Source organism: Cohnella baijiui, from assembly GCF_020731285.1.
Classification (GTDB): Bacteria; Bacillota; Bacilli; order Paenibacillales; family Paenibacillaceae; genus Cohnella.
Genome location: NZ_JAJFOW010000009.1, coordinates 66,301 through 83,879 on the forward strand (window position 1 = coordinate 66,301; position 17,579 = coordinate 83,879).

General features: G+C 59.7%; 19 protein-coding genes. 9 read left to right on the forward strand and 10 right to left on the reverse strand.

Translation table 11 applies throughout. The features are described from left to right. Positions 1–5 precede the first annotated feature (5 nt). Together LKX83_RS11890 and LKX83_RS11895 are read left to right on the forward strand one after the other, a co-directional pair. Positions 6–881 (forward strand): carbohydrate ABC transporter permease, encoded by an 876-nt coding sequence (locus tag LKX83_RS11890; protein WP_227882483.1) that lies wholly within the window; start codon positions 6–8, stop codon positions 879–881. A 17-nt stretch (positions 882–898) separates the two neighbouring features. Next, on the forward strand, positions 899–2,452 hold the full coding sequence (locus LKX83_RS11895) for an extracellular solute-binding protein (protein WP_227882484.1): 1,554 nt from the start codon (positions 899–901) through the stop codon (positions 2,450–2,452). A 62-nt stretch (positions 2,453–2,514) separates the two neighbouring features. Here the strand turns inward: LKX83_RS11895 and LKX83_RS11900 are convergent, their stop codons facing one another. Further along, complete coding sequence (locus LKX83_RS11900; protein ID WP_227882485.1) at positions 2,515–3,045, reverse strand: DUF2812 domain-containing protein; 531 nt, start codon at positions 3,043–3,045, stop codon at positions 2,515–2,517. Beyond that, complete coding sequence (locus tag LKX83_RS11905; protein WP_227882486.1) at positions 3,038–3,370, reverse strand: PadR family transcriptional regulator; 333 nt, start codon at positions 3,368–3,370, stop codon at positions 3,038–3,040. Before LKX83_RS11905 ends, LKX83_RS11900 begins: the two co-directional genes overlap by 8 nt. 297 nt (positions 3,371–3,667) lie before the next feature. Between LKX83_RS11905 and LKX83_RS11910 the strand changes: the two genes are divergently transcribed. Then, a complete protein-coding gene (locus LKX83_RS11910; RefSeq protein ID WP_227882487.1) occupies positions 3,668–4,555 on the forward strand; it encodes a GNAT family N-acetyltransferase in 888 nt (295 codons plus the stop codon). 46 nt (positions 4,556–4,601) lie between these two features. After that, a complete protein-coding gene (locus LKX83_RS11915) occupies positions 4,602–5,504 on the forward strand; it encodes an HAD hydrolase family protein (protein WP_227882488.1) in 903 nt (300 codons plus the stop codon). 229 nt (positions 5,505–5,733) lie between these two features. Here the strand turns inward: LKX83_RS11915 and LKX83_RS11920 are convergent, their stop codons facing one another. Together LKX83_RS11920 and LKX83_RS11925 are read right to left on the reverse strand one after the other, a co-directional pair. After that, complete coding sequence (locus tag LKX83_RS11920) at positions 5,734–5,892, reverse strand: hypothetical protein (RefSeq protein ID WP_227882489.1); 159 nt, start codon at positions 5,890–5,892, stop codon at positions 5,734–5,736. 29 nt (positions 5,893–5,921) lie between these two features. After that, a complete protein-coding gene (locus LKX83_RS11925; protein ID WP_227882490.1) occupies positions 5,922–6,083 on the reverse strand; it encodes a hypothetical protein in 162 nt (53 codons plus the stop codon). Between the two features lie 180 nt (positions 6,084–6,263). Between LKX83_RS11925 and LKX83_RS11930 the strand changes: the two genes are divergently transcribed. From LKX83_RS11930 to LKX83_RS11945, 4 genes are all read left to right on the forward strand, one after another. After that, positions 6,264–8,063, forward strand: a complete 1,800-nt coding sequence (locus LKX83_RS11930) for an ABC transporter substrate-binding protein (RefSeq protein ID WP_227882491.1) — start codon at positions 6,264–6,266, stop codon at positions 8,061–8,063. Positions 8,064–8,316: 253 nt separating this feature from the next. Beyond that, entirely contained in the window at positions 8,317–8,697 is a 381-nt protein-coding gene (locus LKX83_RS11935; RefSeq protein WP_227882492.1) for a hypothetical protein, read from the forward strand. A 142-nt stretch (positions 8,698–8,839) separates the two neighbouring features. Further along, complete coding sequence (locus tag LKX83_RS11940) at positions 8,840–9,313, forward strand: MarR family winged helix-turn-helix transcriptional regulator (protein WP_227882493.1); 474 nt, start codon at positions 8,840–8,842, stop codon at positions 9,311–9,313. Between the two features lie 176 nt (positions 9,314–9,489). Then, positions 9,490–9,972: an anthrone oxygenase family protein gene (locus tag LKX83_RS11945; RefSeq protein ID WP_227882494.1), complete on the forward strand. Its 483-nt coding sequence runs from the start codon at positions 9,490–9,492 to the stop codon at positions 9,970–9,972. A gap of 85 nt (positions 9,973–10,057) precedes the next feature. Here LKX83_RS11945 and LKX83_RS11950 read toward each other — a convergent pair whose 3' ends face one another. Beyond that, the gene (locus LKX83_RS11950; RefSeq protein WP_227882495.1) at positions 10,058–11,575 is read right to left on the reverse strand and encodes a DHA2 family efflux MFS transporter permease subunit; all 1,518 of its coding nucleotides are present in this window, start codon (positions 11,573–11,575) and stop codon (positions 10,058–10,060) included. A 235-nt stretch (positions 11,576–11,810) separates the two neighbouring features. On the opposite strand from LKX83_RS11950, the gene LKX83_RS11955 reads away from it, so the two are divergent. Continuing rightward, on the forward strand, positions 11,811–12,443 hold the full coding sequence (locus tag LKX83_RS11955; protein WP_227882496.1) for a TetR/AcrR family transcriptional regulator: 633 nt from the start codon (positions 11,811–11,813) through the stop codon (positions 12,441–12,443). 191 nt (positions 12,444–12,634) lie between these two features. Here LKX83_RS11955 and LKX83_RS11960 read toward each other — a convergent pair whose 3' ends face one another. The 5 genes from LKX83_RS11960 to LKX83_RS11980 form a co-directional block, all read right to left on the reverse strand. Then, positions 12,635–13,369 carry a class I SAM-dependent methyltransferase gene (locus LKX83_RS11960; RefSeq protein ID WP_227882497.1) on the reverse strand — a complete coding sequence of 245 codons (735 nt, stop codon included), beginning with the start codon at positions 13,367–13,369 and terminating at the stop codon, positions 12,635–12,637. An 18-nt stretch (positions 13,370–13,387) separates the two neighbouring features. Then, complete coding sequence (locus LKX83_RS11965; protein ID WP_227882498.1) at positions 13,388–14,224, reverse strand: aminoglycoside 3'-phosphotransferase; 837 nt, start codon at positions 14,222–14,224, stop codon at positions 13,388–13,390. A gap of 329 nt (positions 14,225–14,553) precedes the next feature. Beyond that, complete coding sequence (locus LKX83_RS11970; RefSeq protein ID WP_227882499.1) at positions 14,554–15,339, reverse strand: DeoR/GlpR family DNA-binding transcription regulator; 786 nt, start codon at positions 15,337–15,339, stop codon at positions 14,554–14,556. Between the two features lie 169 nt (positions 15,340–15,508). Then, positions 15,509–16,375 (reverse strand): DMT family transporter, encoded by an 867-nt coding sequence (locus LKX83_RS11975; protein WP_227882500.1) that lies wholly within the window; start codon positions 16,373–16,375, stop codon positions 15,509–15,511. Positions 16,376–16,657: 282 nt separating this feature from the next. Next, on the reverse strand, positions 16,658–17,458 hold the full coding sequence (locus LKX83_RS11980) for an extracellular solute-binding protein (protein WP_227882501.1): 801 nt from the start codon (positions 17,456–17,458) through the stop codon (positions 16,658–16,660). Positions 17,459–17,579: the final 121 nt, after the last annotated feature.

The following is a 17,579-nucleotide window of genomic DNA, read 5'->3' on the forward strand; positions in this document are numbered from 1 at the left end:
AAGGTGTGATCGAATTGAGAGAACGGTTGTTTCTTCTTCTGATGTACGCCGTGCTGAGCGCGTTCGCGCTGTTTTGCTTCATTCCGTTTTGGATTGTGTTTATCAACTCGTTCGCCGATGAATCGCTCCTTCAGACGGCCGGGTACCAGTTGCTTCCGGGCAAGTTCAGCCTCCATGCTTACGAATTTCTGCTTTCCGGCAAGCAGGTGTTTCGCAGCTACGGCATTACGATCATCGTGACGATCGCCGGCACTGCGCTGGGTGTTCTCGTGACGGCGGCCTATGCGTACACGCTCAGTCACCGGAAAGTGAAGTACCGCAACATTTTATCGTTTCTGACCTTCCTGACGATGCTGTTCGGCGCGGGACTGGTCGGCTTCTACATGCTGATCGCCAACTGGCTGCATCTGAAAGACACGGTTTGGGCGCTCATTTTGCCCTATCTGCTTAATCCGTTCTATGCCTTCATTCTCGTCTCCTACTACCGTACGCTGCCGTATGAATTGAATGAAGCCGCGACTGTGGACGGAGCCAATGATCTCTATATTTTCTTTCGCATCATCTGGCCCATCTCGCTGCCTGCCATCGCTACGGTGAGCCTGTTCTATGCGCTGCAGTATTGGAACGACTGGTACTTATCGCTGCTGTTCATCGACAATTACAAGATGCTGCCGCTGCAGATGATGATCCGCCAGTTGATGTCCAATTTGAATGTCATGGCTTATGTGAGCGGGAGCCAGACGCAGTATAACGTCATCGTGCCGACCTACGGCATGCAGTTGGCGATCGTCTGCATCACCATCGGCCCGATTGTGTTCGTCTATCCGTTTATTCAGCGCTTCTTCATTAAAGGCTTGACGCTTGGATCGGTAAAAGGTTGAACCAGGGGGATTGAACCATGAAAAGATTATTGTCCGTCACGCTTGTTTTCTTGGTCGCGCTCGTCGCGATTGCAGGTTGCTCGGGGAAGAACGAAGGCGAAGGAAAAGCGCCCGGACCGTCGGGCCAGACCGGAGACAGCCATGCCGCCGATGACGCCAAGTTGGAAAAGGTGACGCTGAAAATTATGATTCCCGGCGATCGGCCGCCGGATATGGATTTGGTTATCGCCGAAGCGGAAAAGCGAATGAAGGATACGATCAATGTCAAGCTGGACATCGTGTTCGTGCCCTGGTCCGACTTGGCGCAAAAGACGCAGGTGACGCTCGCTTCCGGCGAAAACATCGATCTTATCTTCGACGCACCGTGGCTGCACATCAATCAGATGATCGCAAGTGGATTCTACGAGCCGCTGGATGATCTGTTGGCCAAGTACGGCCAAACGGTATTGGAGAAACGACCCAAACAAATGTGGGACTACAACAAGTACGGCGGCAAAATTATGGCCGTACCGCTCGGTGTCAGCTACATGTCCGGCAATTCCTACATGGTGCGCAAAGACATTCGCGAGAAGCTTGGCGTACCGCCGATTAAAACCTATGAAGATTTGATCGCTTTCGCCTACAAGGTGAAGGAGCAGGAGAAGGGCATCATCCCGATGACCGCAGGCTCCGCCACTTATTCACTTGTTGCTCACCATGCACTGAACGATTACGAGACGCATGTCAGGCCGACCCACGCGCTTGGCAACAGTTTGATGCTCTACTACAAGAATAACGACGGGAAAGTGTATAACCTTTTAGAGGATCGGGAGCCGATTGGGACATGGCTGGCGAACACGCGCAAATGGTTTACCGACGGACTGATCTTCAAGGACATTTTGACGACGAAAGACTTTCAACAGCCGATCTCGGCAGGCAAAGTGGCAATCGTGCCTAACGGCGCGTTCGGCATCGGCGACTCCTTCAAGAACACGTTTAAGAACAACGTGCCGGGCGGCGAACTGGAAACGGTTACATTCTTCGATTCGGCGAAGGGCGCAAACTTCACTAACTTCAAACAGTGGAACTTCCTGGCCGTTCCGAAGGTGAGCAAGAACAAGGAGCGGGCGATTATGTTCCTGAACTGGGCGAATGAGAAGGAAAACTACGACCTGCTCTCTTACGGGATCGAAGGAAAGAACTGGGAAGCAGTAGGAGAAAAGAAAATGAAAAACCTGGATACTTCCGGTTACCCTGCTTTCGGTTACGTCTGGATATGGAATCCGGTTGACGAGCGCTCCGATGTCAATGGCGACCCGGGAAATGAGGAGAAGGATGCTGTGCTTCGCGATGCCGATATGTTCACTACCGACATTTTGGCCGGCTTCGAATTCGACAGCACTCCTGTGCAGAACGAAGTCAGCCAGTACAATACAGTCGATGGGCAATACTACACGGCGTTGTTCAACGGAGTGATGGATCCGGACGAGACATTGAAGAAATTCGAAGCGGAGGCCGGCCCCGCCCTCAAAAAAATTCAGCAGGAGCTGCAAAAGCAAATCGATGAGTTCCTTGCGGCGAAGGCGAAATGAACAGCTGGAAGCGACGGCGGGGATAGCAACGAAAAAAAGGGCCGAATCGGCCCTTTTCAGCGTTAATTCCGCGGCAAGCCGCCCCGCTGCTCCCGCAGCCGTTTGTTCGCGGCGTTCAGCCGCGAAATCCCGAAGAAAAGAAAAGCGAACAGCGCCGCATAGATCACGTAGACGAACGGAAAGCGATTCAACGAACCGTGCAGGGCGACGAGGATCGGCACCTGCGCGCACAGGAGGGTCGCCAACACGGCGACGAGCCGCTTGTTGCGGTCGAGGAGCGTGTCGAGATCGGTATAGAGGTCGGGGCGTGCATCGGTGTACGGCATCCGCCACACGTACCATCCCTTCTGATCGTATAGCAGCTCCCACCCCGCGTCTTGGCAGAGCAGGATATAGTCTCGATTGCCGGGCGTCTGATAGTCTACGCAGTACCGCATCCGCCTTGGCTCTCCGCGCTCGAAGTCGAAGCGGATCGCGTTGCCCGTGACGGCCGTCAGCTGCCAGCCGTCGGCTTCCATCTCCTCGAGCCACCGCTCGATTTTTTCCGAGTCCCAGCTGAACCACCATTTCTTGACGTGCTTCCTCTCACTCATCCCGATCCCCCCATACGCGCCTTGCGTTCCGATGCAGCTCGGAGAGGCGCGCGATCTCCTGCTTGAGCAGCGCTCTCCCGTCCTCGGTCGCTTGATACGACTTGCGTCGGTCTTCCTCGCGCACGAACGCGATGACCCCGTCCTTCTCCATCCGGGACAACGTGCCGTACAGCGTCCCCGCACCCAGCCGGATCCGCCCTTCGGTGAGCTCCTCCACGTATTGCATGATCCCGTATCCGTGGCGAACCTCCGTCAGCGCCAGCAAAATATAGAACATCGTCTCCGACATCGGCAAATATTGCCGTTGCAGCGTTTCCCTCTTCATCTCGACCGTACCTCTCTCCGCATAGCTACAGCTGCAGGTGCGGGCGCCGCTTTAGGAAGGAATCGATCCTGTAACGTCGCTCGCTATATCGTGTCTCGATATATCATGTAACGACTATATCATGGCTCGATATAGCGATCAACCCCTCATTTCTTGCTAATCCCTAAATATTCGATAAAGGCCTCTTCCTGCAGGAGGGGAACGGCGGGAGAAGCGCGAAAGTAAGGGAAACGAAAGCGGATGGACCGTCCGGGGAATGGAACGAGAGCTACGAATGTCCGAGGAGGCGCGAGACGCATGGAATTTCGACCGTTAAACGAATTTACGCTGGATCGGCTGGCCGCAATGTGGAATGACGGATTTGCCGGCTATTTCGTCGATGCGACGACGACGCCGGAGGGCTTCCTCCGCCGGTTCGCCGCCGAGCAGCTGTCGCTGGACCTCTCCTTTGCCGCCGTGCTGAACGGCGAGCCGATCGGATTCGTCCTGAGCGGGGCGCGGACGATCCAGGGACGCAAGCTCGCCTGGAACGGCGGCACCGGGATCGTGCCGGCCCACAGGGGCCGAGGCGTCGGCAAGGCCATGATCGCCGAAGCGCTCCGGCGCTACGAGGCGGCAGGCATCGGACTGGCGACGCTCGAGGCGATCTCCGCCAACGAAGCCGCGATCGCGCTCTACGAGCGGATGGGCTATCGGACGATCGACCGACTGAAGATCTTCCAGCATGGCGGCGAGCTAAAGGCGGACGCCTTCGGCGCTCCAGGTGCATTGCCGGTTGCCGTCCGGCGCGGTCCCACACACGAACTCGCGGGCCTCGCTTGCTACGATTGGACGGCGCCATGGCAGGCCCAATGGATGCATCCCGCGAATGCCGAAGCCGCCATCGCCTACGACGAACAGGGCCGCCCGCTCGGATACGCGCTGTTCAAGACCGTGCGGGACGAAGAGGGCAAGCCCGCTTCGATCACCCTGTTCCAGTGCCGCGCCGCTGCGTCCCGCGAGGACGCCGGCGCCGTCGCGAGCGCGCTGCTGTCGGACGTCTTCGTGCCGGGGCAGACGATCGCGCGCCGTACGCTGAACCTGCCCGCCTCCCACGACGACGCGGTTCGGGCGCTGGAGCAAGCCGGCTTCGCGCTGGCGTTGGAGCAGGTCTATATGACGCGCTCCCTGTCCGAGAGCCGATAGCCGAAGCGCCGCCTTCGCGACTATTCCTTTCGAGGAGGCTCTCCCCTTGTCCTACTTTCTCACCGATCTCGACGGCACGCTCCTCCGCTCGGATGCCACATTGTCCGCCGATGCGGCCCGCATTCTGACCGAGGCCCTGAACGCGGGGCTCGTCGTGAGCTATGCCACCGCTCGGAGCTACATCAGCTCGCACAAGGTCGTCGCTGCGGTACCTTGGCGGTATCCGCTCGTGCTATACAACGGAGCCGTCCTCTTCGACCCGACGACGGAGCGCGTGCTGGACGGGGCGTGGCTGGACCCGGCAACGACGGACGAGATCATCGGGCTGGGCCGGGCGCGCGGCCTGCTGCCGCTGCTATTCGCGCTCGACGGCGAGGATCGGGAGCGGGTGCTGCACGAACGGTTGGTCCGCTTAGGGGAGCTGCAATTCGTGGCCGACCGGCCCGGGGACCCGAGATTTGCGGAAGTCGACTGTCTCATCTGTCCGGCGTCGTTCCGCACGCTCATTTTGACCTATATCGGGTCGCGCGAGGAGCTGCTTCCGCTCCAAGAGGACGTGCGGCACCTGTTCGGGAACCGGGTTCACATCCACCTCTTGAAGGACGCCTACATCGCGGATCACTACTTCCTGGAATTCAGCGACCGGATGGCGAACAAGCGCGAGGGGCTGCGCAAATGGGCGGCGCTCCTGAACGTCTCTGCGGACGCGGTCACGGTGTTCGGCGACAATCTGAACGATCTCGGCCTGTTCGAGACAGCCGGAACCCGCATCGCCGTGGCGGGCGCACATCCGGACATCGCCGCGCTGGCGACGGCGCGGACGGGCGGCAACGACGAGGACGGGGTTGCGCGTTACCTGGAGCAATGGATGCGCGCGCAGCCGGCAGGCATCGCGAAAGACGGAGGCGCTGTATCGCGGTCTCCGTCTAGGGATACGCATATGGGATAGCTGGCGGAAACGGACGGTCTGCTTTCGGCTTTCCGGCTTAGCGGGCCGAATCATGCCAGGGGCGTTGCGGTGTGGCGCAACGAGGAAATGAGCAGCTGGCGGTGAAGCCGGTCTTCAGGGGATGTGCGCGGGGATTTGTGAATCACGGATCAGCCCGTCTCCGGCGAATAGGCCGGCACGCCTTAACGGCGGTCTCGCCTGCGTCCGTATCGGCGGCTTGCGCCCGGACTCAATGCAGCAGCTGCAAGATGGCGCCAAGCAGCTGCGACATGCCCCGTTTGCCTTGCCGTTCCGTCTCCCGCCGCTGCGCTTCCTTCCGCATGCGGCACTCCCATTCGGCGCGGAGGGTCTCCGACAGTTTTTCCAGCTCGTACGGATTGGTGATCATTAGCATCTCTCCTCTTCATTCTTCGTATTTTAATATAGCGCGCGCAGCAGGGCGCCGATTCGGCGTGCGACGCTGCGGCTCCCCGAGCGCCGGCCGGCAGCCGCTTGGTCCGCAGTCGCGCGGATGCGGGACTCCCACTCGGCTTGAAAGCTTTCGGACATTTTCTCGAATTCGTAGGTTTGGGTGAACATGTTCGTTTCCTCCTTGTCATCTCCGATTGATTCCATTATGCTTTAGCCAACTGATTGGAAAAAGAGTAAGAATCGGTTCGCGTTTTTCCCGTTTTCGCGAATCCGGGCGAAGCTGCATCCCCACTCCCCGACCAACCCCTCCGATCAGAAACGGCAGCAAGCAGCGGAAGGAGGCGTCTGATGCAAACGACGGCGGAAAGGTATTTGGAGGCGCTGGATTGCTTCGGCTCCCGCCTCGGCGACGACAACCGGGTCGAGGTAACGCTGGAGGAGTTAAGCGCTTGTTGGTACTGCACGACCCGCAACACGAAGATTATCGTGCGCAAGCTCGCCGAAGATGGGCTGATCGCGTGGCACGCGGGAAGAGGGCGGGGCATCCGCTCCCGTCTCACCTTCCTCGAGGATCGGGAGACGCTGCTGCTTCGCGCCGCTCAGCAGTTGGCGGAGAAGGGCGAATACAAGCAGGCTTTCGAAGGAATCGGCTCCCACGACAAAGGCGGCATCGTCAAGGAACGCTTCGTGCATTGGCTAAACGGCCACTTCGGCCATAATACGGAGTCGGCGGAGGGGCATCCGCCCGTACACGTGCTGCGGGTCCCGGTAACGGCCGTTCTGGCCACGCTGGACCCGGCGGAAGTGTACTCCGCCTTCGAAGCCCACATCGTCAAGCAAATCTTCGATCAACTGCTCCGGTATGACGCCGCGACGGGACAATACTCGCCCGCGTTGGCCCATGCCTGGGAGTCGAATGCGGATGCGACGGTATGGACCTTTTTCCTCCGCCGGGGCGTGCAGTTCCATCACGGCCGGGAGCTCACGTCGGAGGATGTGCGGTTCTCGCTGGAGCGGCTGCGCAATAGCAGGGCCAACCGCTGGATGGTGCGCGGACTCCTTCGGGTCGAGTGTCACGGACCGCGCACGGTGCGGGTGCTGCTCGATCGGCCGAATCGGATCTTTCTGCGGTATCTGTGCTCCGCCGCCATGTCCGTCGTGCCCGCCGATCTGGTCGCGGAGGACGAAGCCCGATTCAAGCAGCTGCCCGCCGGGACCGGCCCCTTCCGCGCGACGGCTTGGTCGGAAGACCGGCTTGAGTTGACGGCCCATTCGGAGTATTACCAGGGTCGTCCCCATTTGGACCGCATCGTGCTGGCTTTTCTCCCCGAGGGCTCCGCGCCGGCGATCCTCAGCGGAAGCTCTCTGGAGGTCGAAGAAGGGGCGGCGGCATCCGAGCCTCCCGAGGAATGGCCGACGATCGAAGCGCTGAGCAAAGGCTGCATGCTGCTGGCATGGAATCTCAACATTCCGGGGCCGCAGCAGTCTCCGGCGTTCCGGCGGGCGATCGGCCTGCTCTTGCATCGCCGCGAGATGATCCGGGAGCTTGGCGAGCACCGGGCCTACCCCGCGCGGAGCTTTCGGCCGACCGAAGACACCCCGCGAATCAAGGAGACGCACGACCCCGAGACCGCGAAACGGCTGTTGCGGGAGTCGGGATATCGCGGCGAGACGCTTGTCCTGTACACGACGCATCCGTACGAGGCCGACGCCCGCTGGATCGCGCGGAAGTTCGCCGAGTACGGGATCGCGATGGAGTTCATATTCGTCTCCAAAAGGGACGTTCGCCATTCCGACAAGAACCGTTTGGCCCACGTCGTCCTGTTCGACGTGCTGATCGCGAGAGAGGACGTCTGCGAAGTGGAAAACTACGAGCAGGAGGGGCATATGCTGAAAGCCGGCCTGCCGCCGGATATGCTACGCTGGGCGGGGGAACGCATCGATCTGGCCCTCGCGGCAGAAGACGCCGCGGAGCGCCGGGCCTTGCTCGATGGGATCGAGGATCGGCTGCGCGAGGAAGAGTTGGTTACGTTCATCTTGCACAAGAAGCTGAACACCCAGATCCACCCGGCGGTGCGCGGCGTCGGCTACAACGCCCACGGCTGGATGGACTTCAAGGACATCTGGATCGAATCGGCCCTCCGCTGAAGCGGCCGGGGACACCCGCGACAAAAGAGGCAACCGGCATCGACTGGGTAGCCTCTTTTTCATGCGGGGGCTGGGTGCGTGGGCTCGGGCGGCGGATTTTGACGAGTTGGGCCGCACTGCAGCGAAAGTTTCTGTCGCTACAGCGGCTTGCGGCGGGATTTGCAGTCGAATGGCATAGTTCTCCATCGCTTCATCCATACTACAAGGGATTATGTCCGGCGCCTACGACCCGCCGGAGTTGGAGGGATCCCTTGTGGCAGAACGAGCCATCCTGGCCTATTTCAATACCCCTGAGCAAGCCGAGCAGGCGCTCGAAAAGATCAAATCGCTCCGACTCGTCGACTACGCGATCGACCGATTCGACGGTTACGCCGGCACCGGCATACAGCAGCTCGATCAGCTCGGCAATACGATCGCCGGCACCTTCCGGGGGCTCGGCTACTTGACCCTCGGGGGCGACTTCGACAATCCCGACGCGGCCGTCCTTGGGGCAGCCAGCGTGAGCGCCAGCGGCATGAGCTCGGGCGGCCCGGACAACCGGGTGACCGGCCGGGATATTCTGCTGACCGCGATCGTCGAGGAAGCGGACTACGAGCAAGCATGGCAGTTCGCCAAAGAAGCCGGCGCGCTCTGACGGTTCGCCGTGCGGGCACTCCATTCTAGAAAACGAGGCGGCGGATTCGGCGGCTCGTTTTTTCCGCTTTACAATATCAGGAATCCTCGTTATATTTGTATGAGCAAACAAATATCGTAATCGCGAGAAACGAGGGCTCCCTTTGCTCGAAATTTACTTCAAAGAATGCCTGTATTTCTCGGCCAACCGCCTCGGACGAATCATTACGAAAATGGCGGAAGACGCGTTCGCCGCCAGCGGCGTTTCCCCTACGGCCGCTTTTCTGCTCATGGCGCTTTACGAGAAGGACGGCATTTCGCAGAAGGAACTGGGCCAGATCCTTCATCTGCAGCCGTCTACGGTAACCCGGCTGATCGAGAAGCTCGCGGCCAAGCAGCTCCTCTACAACCGGATGGACGGCCGCCTGTCGCTGATCTATGCCACGGACAAAGGCAAGTCGCTCGAAGCGTTGATCCACCAATGCTGGGATGCGCTCCGCGAGCGGTACCGGACGATCTTGGGCGACGAGGGGGACGAGCTGTCGCTCCATCTCTACGAGGTCTGCAATCGGCTAGAGCAGCCTGGCGCGACCGAAGCGGACTTGCCCGCGGCAGACCCCAATTCGCGCCATCTCTGACCTTTGGCACGGCTGGCCCGGTGCTGCGGCGTTTCGCCTTTCCGGCGCCATCCCTCACTCCGTGGTACGGTTACCTGCCGCTACGGAGTTTCGCCATCCCGGTGCTGGTCTGGACCGGACCGTAAAAACCGTCCAAATATTTGCTTGCACAAACAATTAAAAGGAGATGGTGCTTCATGGCCAAATGGATAACCGGCATCACCTACGCCTCCGCCCTTGGATCGGGGCTGATCGCGGGCATTTTCTTCGCCTTCTCGACCTTCGTCATGGCGGCGCTCTCCCGGCTCCCGGCCTCGCAAGGGATCGCCGCGATGCAATCGATCAACTCGACCATCCTGCAGACGCTGTTCAGCTTCGTTTTTATGGGCACGGCGATTGCCTCCGTCGTCCTGGGAGTCGCAGCGTTTCTTCGGCTGGGTACGCCCGGCGCAACCTACCTTCTGATTGGCAGCCTGCTTTATTTCGTCGGCGCGTTCCTTGCAACGATCGTCTTCAACGTGCCGCTTAACGATGCGCTCGCCGCCGTCGATCCCGGCAGCGCCGAAGGCGCGAACGTTTGGCAGCACTACCTGTCCAGCTGGGTCGCCTGGAACCATGTGCGGACAATCGCTTCCCTGGCCTCTCTAGCCGCATTCATCCTCGCGCTGCGCCGCTGGTGAACCTCTCCGGCCCGACAGCGACAGATCTGCACATAGATGCAAAAAGGGCTCCTCTCTTCATCAAAGAGAGGAGCCCTACAACCAGTCAGCCCATATGAAGCCCTTCGACCGAGCGCTCGCTCGCGGCAGAAGGCGCTTCGTCCGCGGACGGCTTGCGGCCTCGGCGAAGCAGGAAGCCGATCGCGATGCCGCAGACCGCGACGACGAGCATCACGCTGAACGTATAGCCGAACGCCTTGGGCGCCAGCGTCAGCAAGTGCTTGGCGGTATCGGCCTCGGTCGCGCCCGAGGCGGGCGGATTGCCGTCGGCCAGCGATTTCAGGCGGGCCGTCAGAATCGTCACGACGGCCGCCACGGACAGGGAGCTCACGACCTGCTGCATCGCGTTGGTGAGCGATGTCACCCGGCTGACCAAATCCCGGGGCGCCTTACTGACCAGGTGCGAATTGAGCGGCATCATCATGAGGCCCATGCCGCAGCCGGCCATGATAAGCGGCAGGAGCAGATCTTTGCCCTCGGTCGACAGGTCGACGTGGGTATACTGGAAGATAGCCCCTGACACGAGGCTGAGACCGATCACGACCAGCCAGCGGACGCCGATCCGGTCGAACAGATAGCCGCCGAGCGGCATGATGCAAGCCGATGCCAGCGCCTGCGGGAACAGCGTAAGTCCGGTGTCGAGCGCGCCGAAGCCTCTAGCCTGCTGCAGGAACTGCGGCATGAGGAAGATCGCGCCGAACATCGCGAACTGCACGATCCATTGCGCAACGATCGCGAGCGAAAAGTCCATGGACTTGAACACACGAAGCTCCAGAAGCGGAGTCCGGGCCCGCAGTTCCACGAAAATGAATCCGAGCAGGGCGAGGCCGCCGATGATGAGGCCGGCGATCGTCTTGGACGAGGTCCAGCTGTGGGCGCCCTCGCTAACGCCGAAGGACAGCGCGGCAAACGCCAGCGGCCCCAGGATCATGCCGGGGAGATCGAAGCCGGCCACCTGCTTCTTGCCGATCTTCGGCAGCTTCCACAGGCCGAACAACACGCTGAAGAGGCCGACGGGAATGTTGATCAGGAAAATCCAACGCCAGGACTGGTACTCTACGAGATACCCGGACACGATCGGTCCGATCGCCGGCGCGAACAGGATCGGGATGCCCAGCACGCCCATGACGGCCCCGATCTTGTGCGGGGGGCTCAGCCGGTAGACGTAGGCCATGGCGACCGGCATGACGAATCCGCCGCCGAGTCCCTGGATAATGCGGAAAATAATCAGCCATTCGGTGCTGTTCGGCGTCGCGCACAGGGCCGAGCCGATCGTGAACAGGACGACCGAGACGAGAAAGACGTTTTTCGCCCCGAACCGGTCCGACAGCCAGCCGGCCAAAGGAATGACGGCGGCGGTCGCCAGCATGTAGCCGGTAACGGTCCATTCCAGCGTAGGCAGCTGCGTATGAAAATCGACGACCAGCTTGGACAGGGCGACGTTCATTGCGGTCGAATCGAGAATGACCATGAAGCAGCCTAAGATGATCGCAATGAGCGGCATCAGAATGCTGGACATGCGAAATTCGCCCGGCGCTCCTGCGCTCGTGGCAGCTTGAGACATGCTCTCCACTCCTCCCACATCGGGTCCGGGCATGACGTTTGGCGCTTGGACTATGGTATGATCGAAAAAGCGGTCACACGCGCGCCGTCCCATGTGTTATATTTGTAGGGCGGACAATTGTCCGCTCCCAAAATATAGCGGACAATTGTCCGCGAGTCAATGCCTAATTTTTGAGCGATTCGGGACGGTATGATTAACGATAGTTAGACGCACATTCGTGAAGGGAGAGTTTGCCGTGAGAAAGCCGGATGCTACCGAAGTCAAGGAAAGCCGAGACGCCGCCTACCGACGGCGAATCCTGTCGGCTGCCGCAAGACTGCTCGAGCAGAACGGCATCGAATCGGTCAATATGTATCAGATCGCCCAGGAGGCGGGTATCGGCCAAGGGACGCTTTACCGCCGTTATGAACATCCGGGCGAGATCTACGCCGAGATCCTGCAGAAGGGCGCGGATGAGGCGCTAAACGAGATGGAGCAGGAGATGAAGCGGATCGAGGAACGGGCGGAGGGAGCCCCGTCCGCGCTCGAAGGGCTGATGCTGGCGCTCCGTCGAACCATCGATTACATCGACGACCAGGCCGAATTGCTCGTAACGATCAGCTGCATGTACGGCAAGAAAAACTTGTTTCCCCAGAAACGCCCGATTTCGATCCGCCTGCGCGGCATCCTTAACGGCTATCTGAAAATGGCCGCGGCGGGGGGGGAAGTCCGGGATGACGTCGACGTCACGCTGACGACCAGTTTCATGCTGACGACGCTGTATCCCGAGCAATATCTGTACCATCGCGATACGCACGGGTACGACAAGGATCAATATTTGTCCGGCATTCGCCGCTTGTTTATCGAAGGGATTCGGGCCGTCCGCTAGCCTCGGCTTCGATGTCCGACGGAGCTCGCCTTGCCTGTGCTAGCGCCCGTCCGGGGAGTTCCCGGGCAGGGCGCTTTTGCATTGGAGTTCCTTCAGCACCGTGCGGACGCCGCCAAAAAAAAGACGCCTGCACCGCCCTTTAAAGGCGGCCAAGCGTCTTCTCTGCTTCGTCCCGCATGTTCATTTGCAGGCTAGCCCTTCTCGGCCGCAATCAGTAGAAAGATCGGCCGGCGGGTCTCGTCGCGCATCTCCGGATCCCGCTCCAGCGCCTCCTGCGTCGGTTTGGGCTCCAGCACTTTACGGATGCGGAATCCCGCGTCGATGAGCGCATTCAGATAGGTTGCGACCGTACGGTGGTATTTGACCACGTCGTGACCCAGGAACCGGGCTTCCCGCGCACCCTCCTCCTGATAGTCGTCGACCGGCCAATGCAGCCGCTCGCCCGCCGGACCGTAATGCCAATCCTGCGCGGCGCGAGCGGTGAAGATCGGATGCTCGGCGGAGAGAACGAAGCTTCCGCCCTCCGACAGGCAGCCGTGAACTTTCTCGCAGAGGCGGTCGAACCGCTCGACATAGTGTACCGCCAGCGAGCTCAGGACGACGTCGAAGGCGTCTGGCCCGAAGTCGATGTCCTCGATCCCCATCCGACGATAGGTGATGCCCGCGTCGTCGGTCATCTCCCGGGCACGCGCCAGCATCCGCTCCGACAGGTCGATCCCCAGGACGGCGGCGGCCCCTTGATCGCGCGCATAGCGGCAGTGCCAGCCGTAGCCGCAGCCGAGGTCCAGCACCCGCTTGCCCCGCAGCTCCGGCAGCAGGCCCCGAAGCGCCGGCCATTCGCCGGCAGCCTCGAGACCGCCGATCGACCGCGCCATCTGGCTGTAGTTGTCGTAAAACCCGGGATCGTCGTATTTGTTTTGTTGCATGGATCTTCTCCCCTTTCTTTAAAGCGGTCCATTATAATAGTCTTGCCCGCGAAAGCCGTTAAAGACGGATATCAACCCGCAAAAGCGAATCCGATCCTTGTCCGCCTTCGCTCGTCCGTATGTTTCTAGGAAACGGTCCGCGATGCGATCAAAATCGCTTCGGAGATTGTACCGAAGCGACCAGAGGCCCCAGAACAAATCGTAATGACGATCCCCCACCCCGCCGTATCCTACGTCGATGTACCCCTGCACTTTAAAATCCCGCACAATCACATTCGGCAAACAGTAGTCCCCATGGATAACCACCTGGTCCGTCCGGTCCTCGCAGGTTTCGTACATGGCGATCAAGTCCCGGTAAGCCGTGTCCGCGTCCGCGTAGCCCATGTAGAGCAGCAGGCTTCGATCCGCCCGACCCTCGCGGTAGTTGCGGTCCGCCCGGCTTGCCATTTCGGCCAAGCCGTTAACGACCGGACAGCCCTCGGGATCGACGTCGTGAAGCGCCGACAGCCCCTCGGCAAAAGCGTCGGTTAACCGCTCCGGGTACCGCAGGCATGCCTCGGCGGCGGCGTCGCTCCCGGCCACTCGGCTCGTGATCAGATAGTCTCCGGTACCGTCCGACCGGTACAGAATGACGCGAGGACAGGCGCCGCGGCGCGAGAGATACTCGGTCATCCGCGCTTCCTCGCGCATCTGTCCCTTAGGCGTCACCTTCAAGAAAACCGACTCTTCCCGCCGATCGAGACGCAGCACGACCGATCGGGTCTTCTGCTTGACGACGGCGATGTCGGCACCCTGCAGAAAGCCCTGGATCTCCTCCGGATAATGGGCCCATGCGGCCCTCATCTTGTCCGCCATTTTCAACCCCACCGATGCCAAATTGTACGAAATTTCGAATACAACTGCCGGAATCAGTGGTCTGCGCCGGTATGTATATGAAATATCGCATACGATCACCGGATTCGGCATGTGTATCCTATTTCTCATACACTCGCGGATTTTTGCCGATTGCACCCGTAATGTGTATGAATTTTCGCATACAATCGCCATGATCAGCCGAATATGCAGGTGATGTGTATGAAATTTCGTATACAATCGCCTGATTCGTCCGTTTGTGCAGGGAATGTGTGTGATTTTTCGAATACAATCGTGGAATTCCGCCGTCTGCACCAGGTACGATCCAGCCGCTATTCGGCGACGATCCAGTCGACGCCGCGCTCGCCCAGCGTCTGGTCCCAGCCCTTGGGCATCGGCGCCTCGCAGATGACGACATCGATATCGCGCCAATCCGCGATGCGGTACAGCTGCGTCAATCCGATCTTCGAGCTGTCCGTCATTACGATCGTGCGCTTGGCGTTCTCGATGACGCGGCTCGCGAGCTGGCCCCGCTCGGCGTCGAAGGACGTGATGCCCTTGTTCAGCACGATCCCGTCGGTCGAGATGAACGCCTTGTCCGCGTGGAACAGCGAAGCCATCTTCTCGGCAATCGAACCGGTCACGCGGGAGTGCGTGGCGTTAACCTTGCCCCCGATCATGTAGATCTCCCCGGAGAAGAGCTCCTTGTTCTTGAATTCGATCAATTGGTGCAGCGCCGGCATCGACACGGTCAGCACCGTCAGATTGCGCTTGTTCGTCAGAAATGGGATCATCTGGAGCGGCGTCGTGCCGTCGTCGATGAAGATGACGTCGTTGTCCTCGACGAGGGCGGCCGCCTTCTTGCCGATGCGCTGCTTCTCCTCGGCGTGCAGGACTTCGCGCTTGAGGTAGGAGGGCTCCTCCCCGCTCAAGTTGATCTTGACGGCGCCGCCGTACACCCGCTTGAGACGGTTCTCCTCTTCCAGCTCTTCGAGATACCGGCGGATCGTCTCGGAGGAGACGCCCAGCTTTTTGACCAGATCGAACGTCTTGACCTGCCCTTCCGAGTGCAACAAGTCCAGGATGATCGCCTTGCGCTCTTCGCCTACCAGTGACAACCTAGCCGACTCCTTCCAGCTTCGCTCTAGATCTTCATTATACCGTCTTACGCCCCTCGGCGCCTATCGCGAATCGCGTCACGGCAAACCGAGCCAGGTCCGGGCGGGGCAGCGCCTTGAAAGAAACCCGTTCGGGCATCCGCGGGAACACGAGCTTCCGCCGCCTGCGTCAAGAACCCCATAAACCGATGGCTACGATCCCCGACGCAATGACGGTCGCGTAAAAGATCCGGCTCACCCCGCCAGATTCCCGCAGCAGCCAAACGCCGAGCAGGGTGCCGAACACGGTGCTGATTTCGCGAATCGGCGCCAGATGCGACAGCGGCCCGAGCTGCATGGCGAACAGGAAAAGCAGGTATGAGCCGGGCGACAGCATCGAACCGATCAGGATGCGACGCCACTGCGCCCGCCATTCGGCGCGGATGTCTCCCGACGCGAGCGCCGTTCGGCTAAGCATGAGAACGAAGCCGAAGTTCGACACCTCGATGAGCGACAAAGGGGAGAGGTCATGCAGCAATGTCTTGTCGTTCAGCGTATAGCCGGTAATCATCGCGCCTACGCCGAGGATCGGCCCGAACGCATGGAGGAAGGCGCCCCGCTCGATTCGCCGGAGGTCGCCGATGGCGAACAGGCCGGCGACGATCGCGGCCACGCCGGCCCACCCGGCGGGGGACAGCTTTTCCTCGTAGATCCATACGCCGAGGACCGGGACGCACAAAGCCGCGATTCCCCGCATGACCGGATAGGCGCGGGACATATCGGCCCGTTGATAGGCGATCGGCAGCAGATACGCGTAGCCCATCTGAAACGCCAGCGAGACCGCTATGGAGGCGTAACCTGCCGGCGGAATGCCCCGGGCAATATCCCGAACTAGGAACGGCAGAAAAACGACGCAGCCGCATAAATGAATCAGCCATAAAAAGACGTTCTTGTTGCGGCTGGTCTTGGCAAACAGATTCCAAACCGCGTGCGCCAGCCCGGAACCGAGTACCAGCAGGATGCCTAAGGCGATGCGGTTCCCCTCCCCTCTCTTCATCCGAACTACTGTTAGCTTACCGTGAATTCCACACAAAAACAACTTAAACAAAACAAATAACAATTAAATTCGTATTAAAATTATTGTTTGTCTTGTTAGTCGGGGATTGGAATGACTTTGTGGATTCTGATTCCGTCCGAGAGCGCAAACCAAAGAAGCTTCCTATCCCGCGCTTTGCGCAGAATGGAAGCTTCTAGACTGCCGATTACCGCAAGTTCGATACTTGTAGCCGGGGTGCCGGGGAACGGATGCTGGCCCCCTGCGGCTAGGCCTGCGCCATAACTATGGGGATCTTGAATATTCAAAGTCTTCCGATCCAGACAAGCTTTCGAACCGACGCATGCTCGTACACGTTCGAAGATTTGCGCAGCTCTCCGTATGAATCGTAAATCGACGATCAACGTACAGGGATAGACCTTCGCTCTCGCCGATTCGCAGCGCCATCAGAAAAGGATGATCTGAATAGCGATAGTCCAGTCCCGCCGGATCCCCTTCGCCTTTCCATTGCGCTCCGAAGCGATCCGCCAGCCCGAACACTTCGTCCCAAGTCATGCCGTCCCTGGGATATGGAATTTGCAAGCGATCGAACAAGGTCCGGTTATAATAAAGACCCGAACCCACGAAAGTTGGCGCCAAGCCGTACAACTGTTCCTTCTCGTCGCTGAGTGCGTCGAGAACCGCAGGCGCATAGTCGTTCAGTTCGAGACGACTTTGACGGATGCGGTCATTCAACACAAGCAGCCCTTCCTTTCCGCTAAGCATGGCATAGTAGTCGGAGGGCAGTACGACGAGATCCGGCTTGTCCTGCTCGCTGAGCCTTGTAACCTCGGCATAGAGATTGACTCCCGGTACGAGCCGATCTACTACAGACGTGACTTGAAGATCGTTGCTTGGGCGTCTTGTCAAATAGTAATCTCCATATTGCTGAGAAAAGGAAGATGCGTCCCAGGCTAGCACTTTGATGACGATGCCTTCCGGCTCTTCTATCCTTTGCTCGCATCCCAAGAGCAGGAATGGTAGGAGCAAGATCAGACACATTCCCCGTCGCAAGCGGTACGGTTTTATTTGATCCATGATTTTCATTGGTTAATAGATCAAATCCTCCCGGATGGGAATGCCGTTCCGCATGCAGTAATCACGGTACTTCTGCAGGACCGTGTAAATGTCGTCTTGTCCCGTCACTTGGCCCTGCTCGTCAAGGTAC

Coding starts and splice junctions, on each gene's coding strand:
- LKX83_RS11900 (WP_227882485.1), bottom strand. CDS start 3,045: ATGAGTGAGAGGAAGCACGTCAAGAAATGGTGGTTCAGCTGGGACTCG.
- LKX83_RS11945 (WP_227882494.1), top strand. CDS start 9,490: ATGGCCAAATGGATAACCGGCATCACCTACGCCTCCGCCCTTGGATCG.
- LKX83_RS11895 (WP_227882484.1), top strand. CDS start 899: ATGAAAAGATTATTGTCCGTCACGCTTGTTTTCTTGGTCGCGCTCGTC.
- LKX83_RS11920 (WP_227882489.1), bottom strand. CDS start 5,892: ATGATCACCAATCCGTACGAGCTGGAAAAACTGTCGGAGACCCTCCGC.
- LKX83_RS11960 (WP_227882497.1), bottom strand. CDS start 13,369: ATGCAACAAAACAAATACGACGATCCCGGGTTTTACGACAACTACAGC.
- LKX83_RS11925 (WP_227882490.1), bottom strand. CDS start 6,083: ATGTTCACCCAAACCTACGAATTCGAGAAAATGTCCGAAAGCTTTCAA.
- LKX83_RS11930 (WP_227882491.1), top strand. CDS start 6,264: ATGCAAACGACGGCGGAAAGGTATTTGGAGGCGCTGGATTGCTTCGGC.
- LKX83_RS11905 (WP_227882486.1), bottom strand. CDS start 3,370: ATGAAGAGGGAAACGCTGCAACGGCAATATTTGCCGATGTCGGAGACG.
- LKX83_RS11980 (WP_227882501.1), bottom strand. CDS start 17,458: ATGAAAATCATGGATCAAATAAAACCGTACCGCTTGCGACGGGGAATG.
- LKX83_RS11910 (WP_227882487.1), top strand. CDS start 3,668: ATGGAATTTCGACCGTTAAACGAATTTACGCTGGATCGGCTGGCCGCA.
- LKX83_RS11950 (WP_227882495.1), bottom strand. CDS start 11,575: ATGTCTCAAGCTGCCACGAGCGCAGGAGCGCCGGGCGAATTTCGCATG.
- LKX83_RS11975 (WP_227882500.1), bottom strand. CDS start 16,375: ATGAAGAGAGGGGAGGGGAACCGCATCGCCTTAGGCATCCTGCTGGTA.
- LKX83_RS11965 (WP_227882498.1), bottom strand. CDS start 14,224: ATGGCGGACAAGATGAGGGCCGCATGGGCCCATTATCCGGAGGAGATC.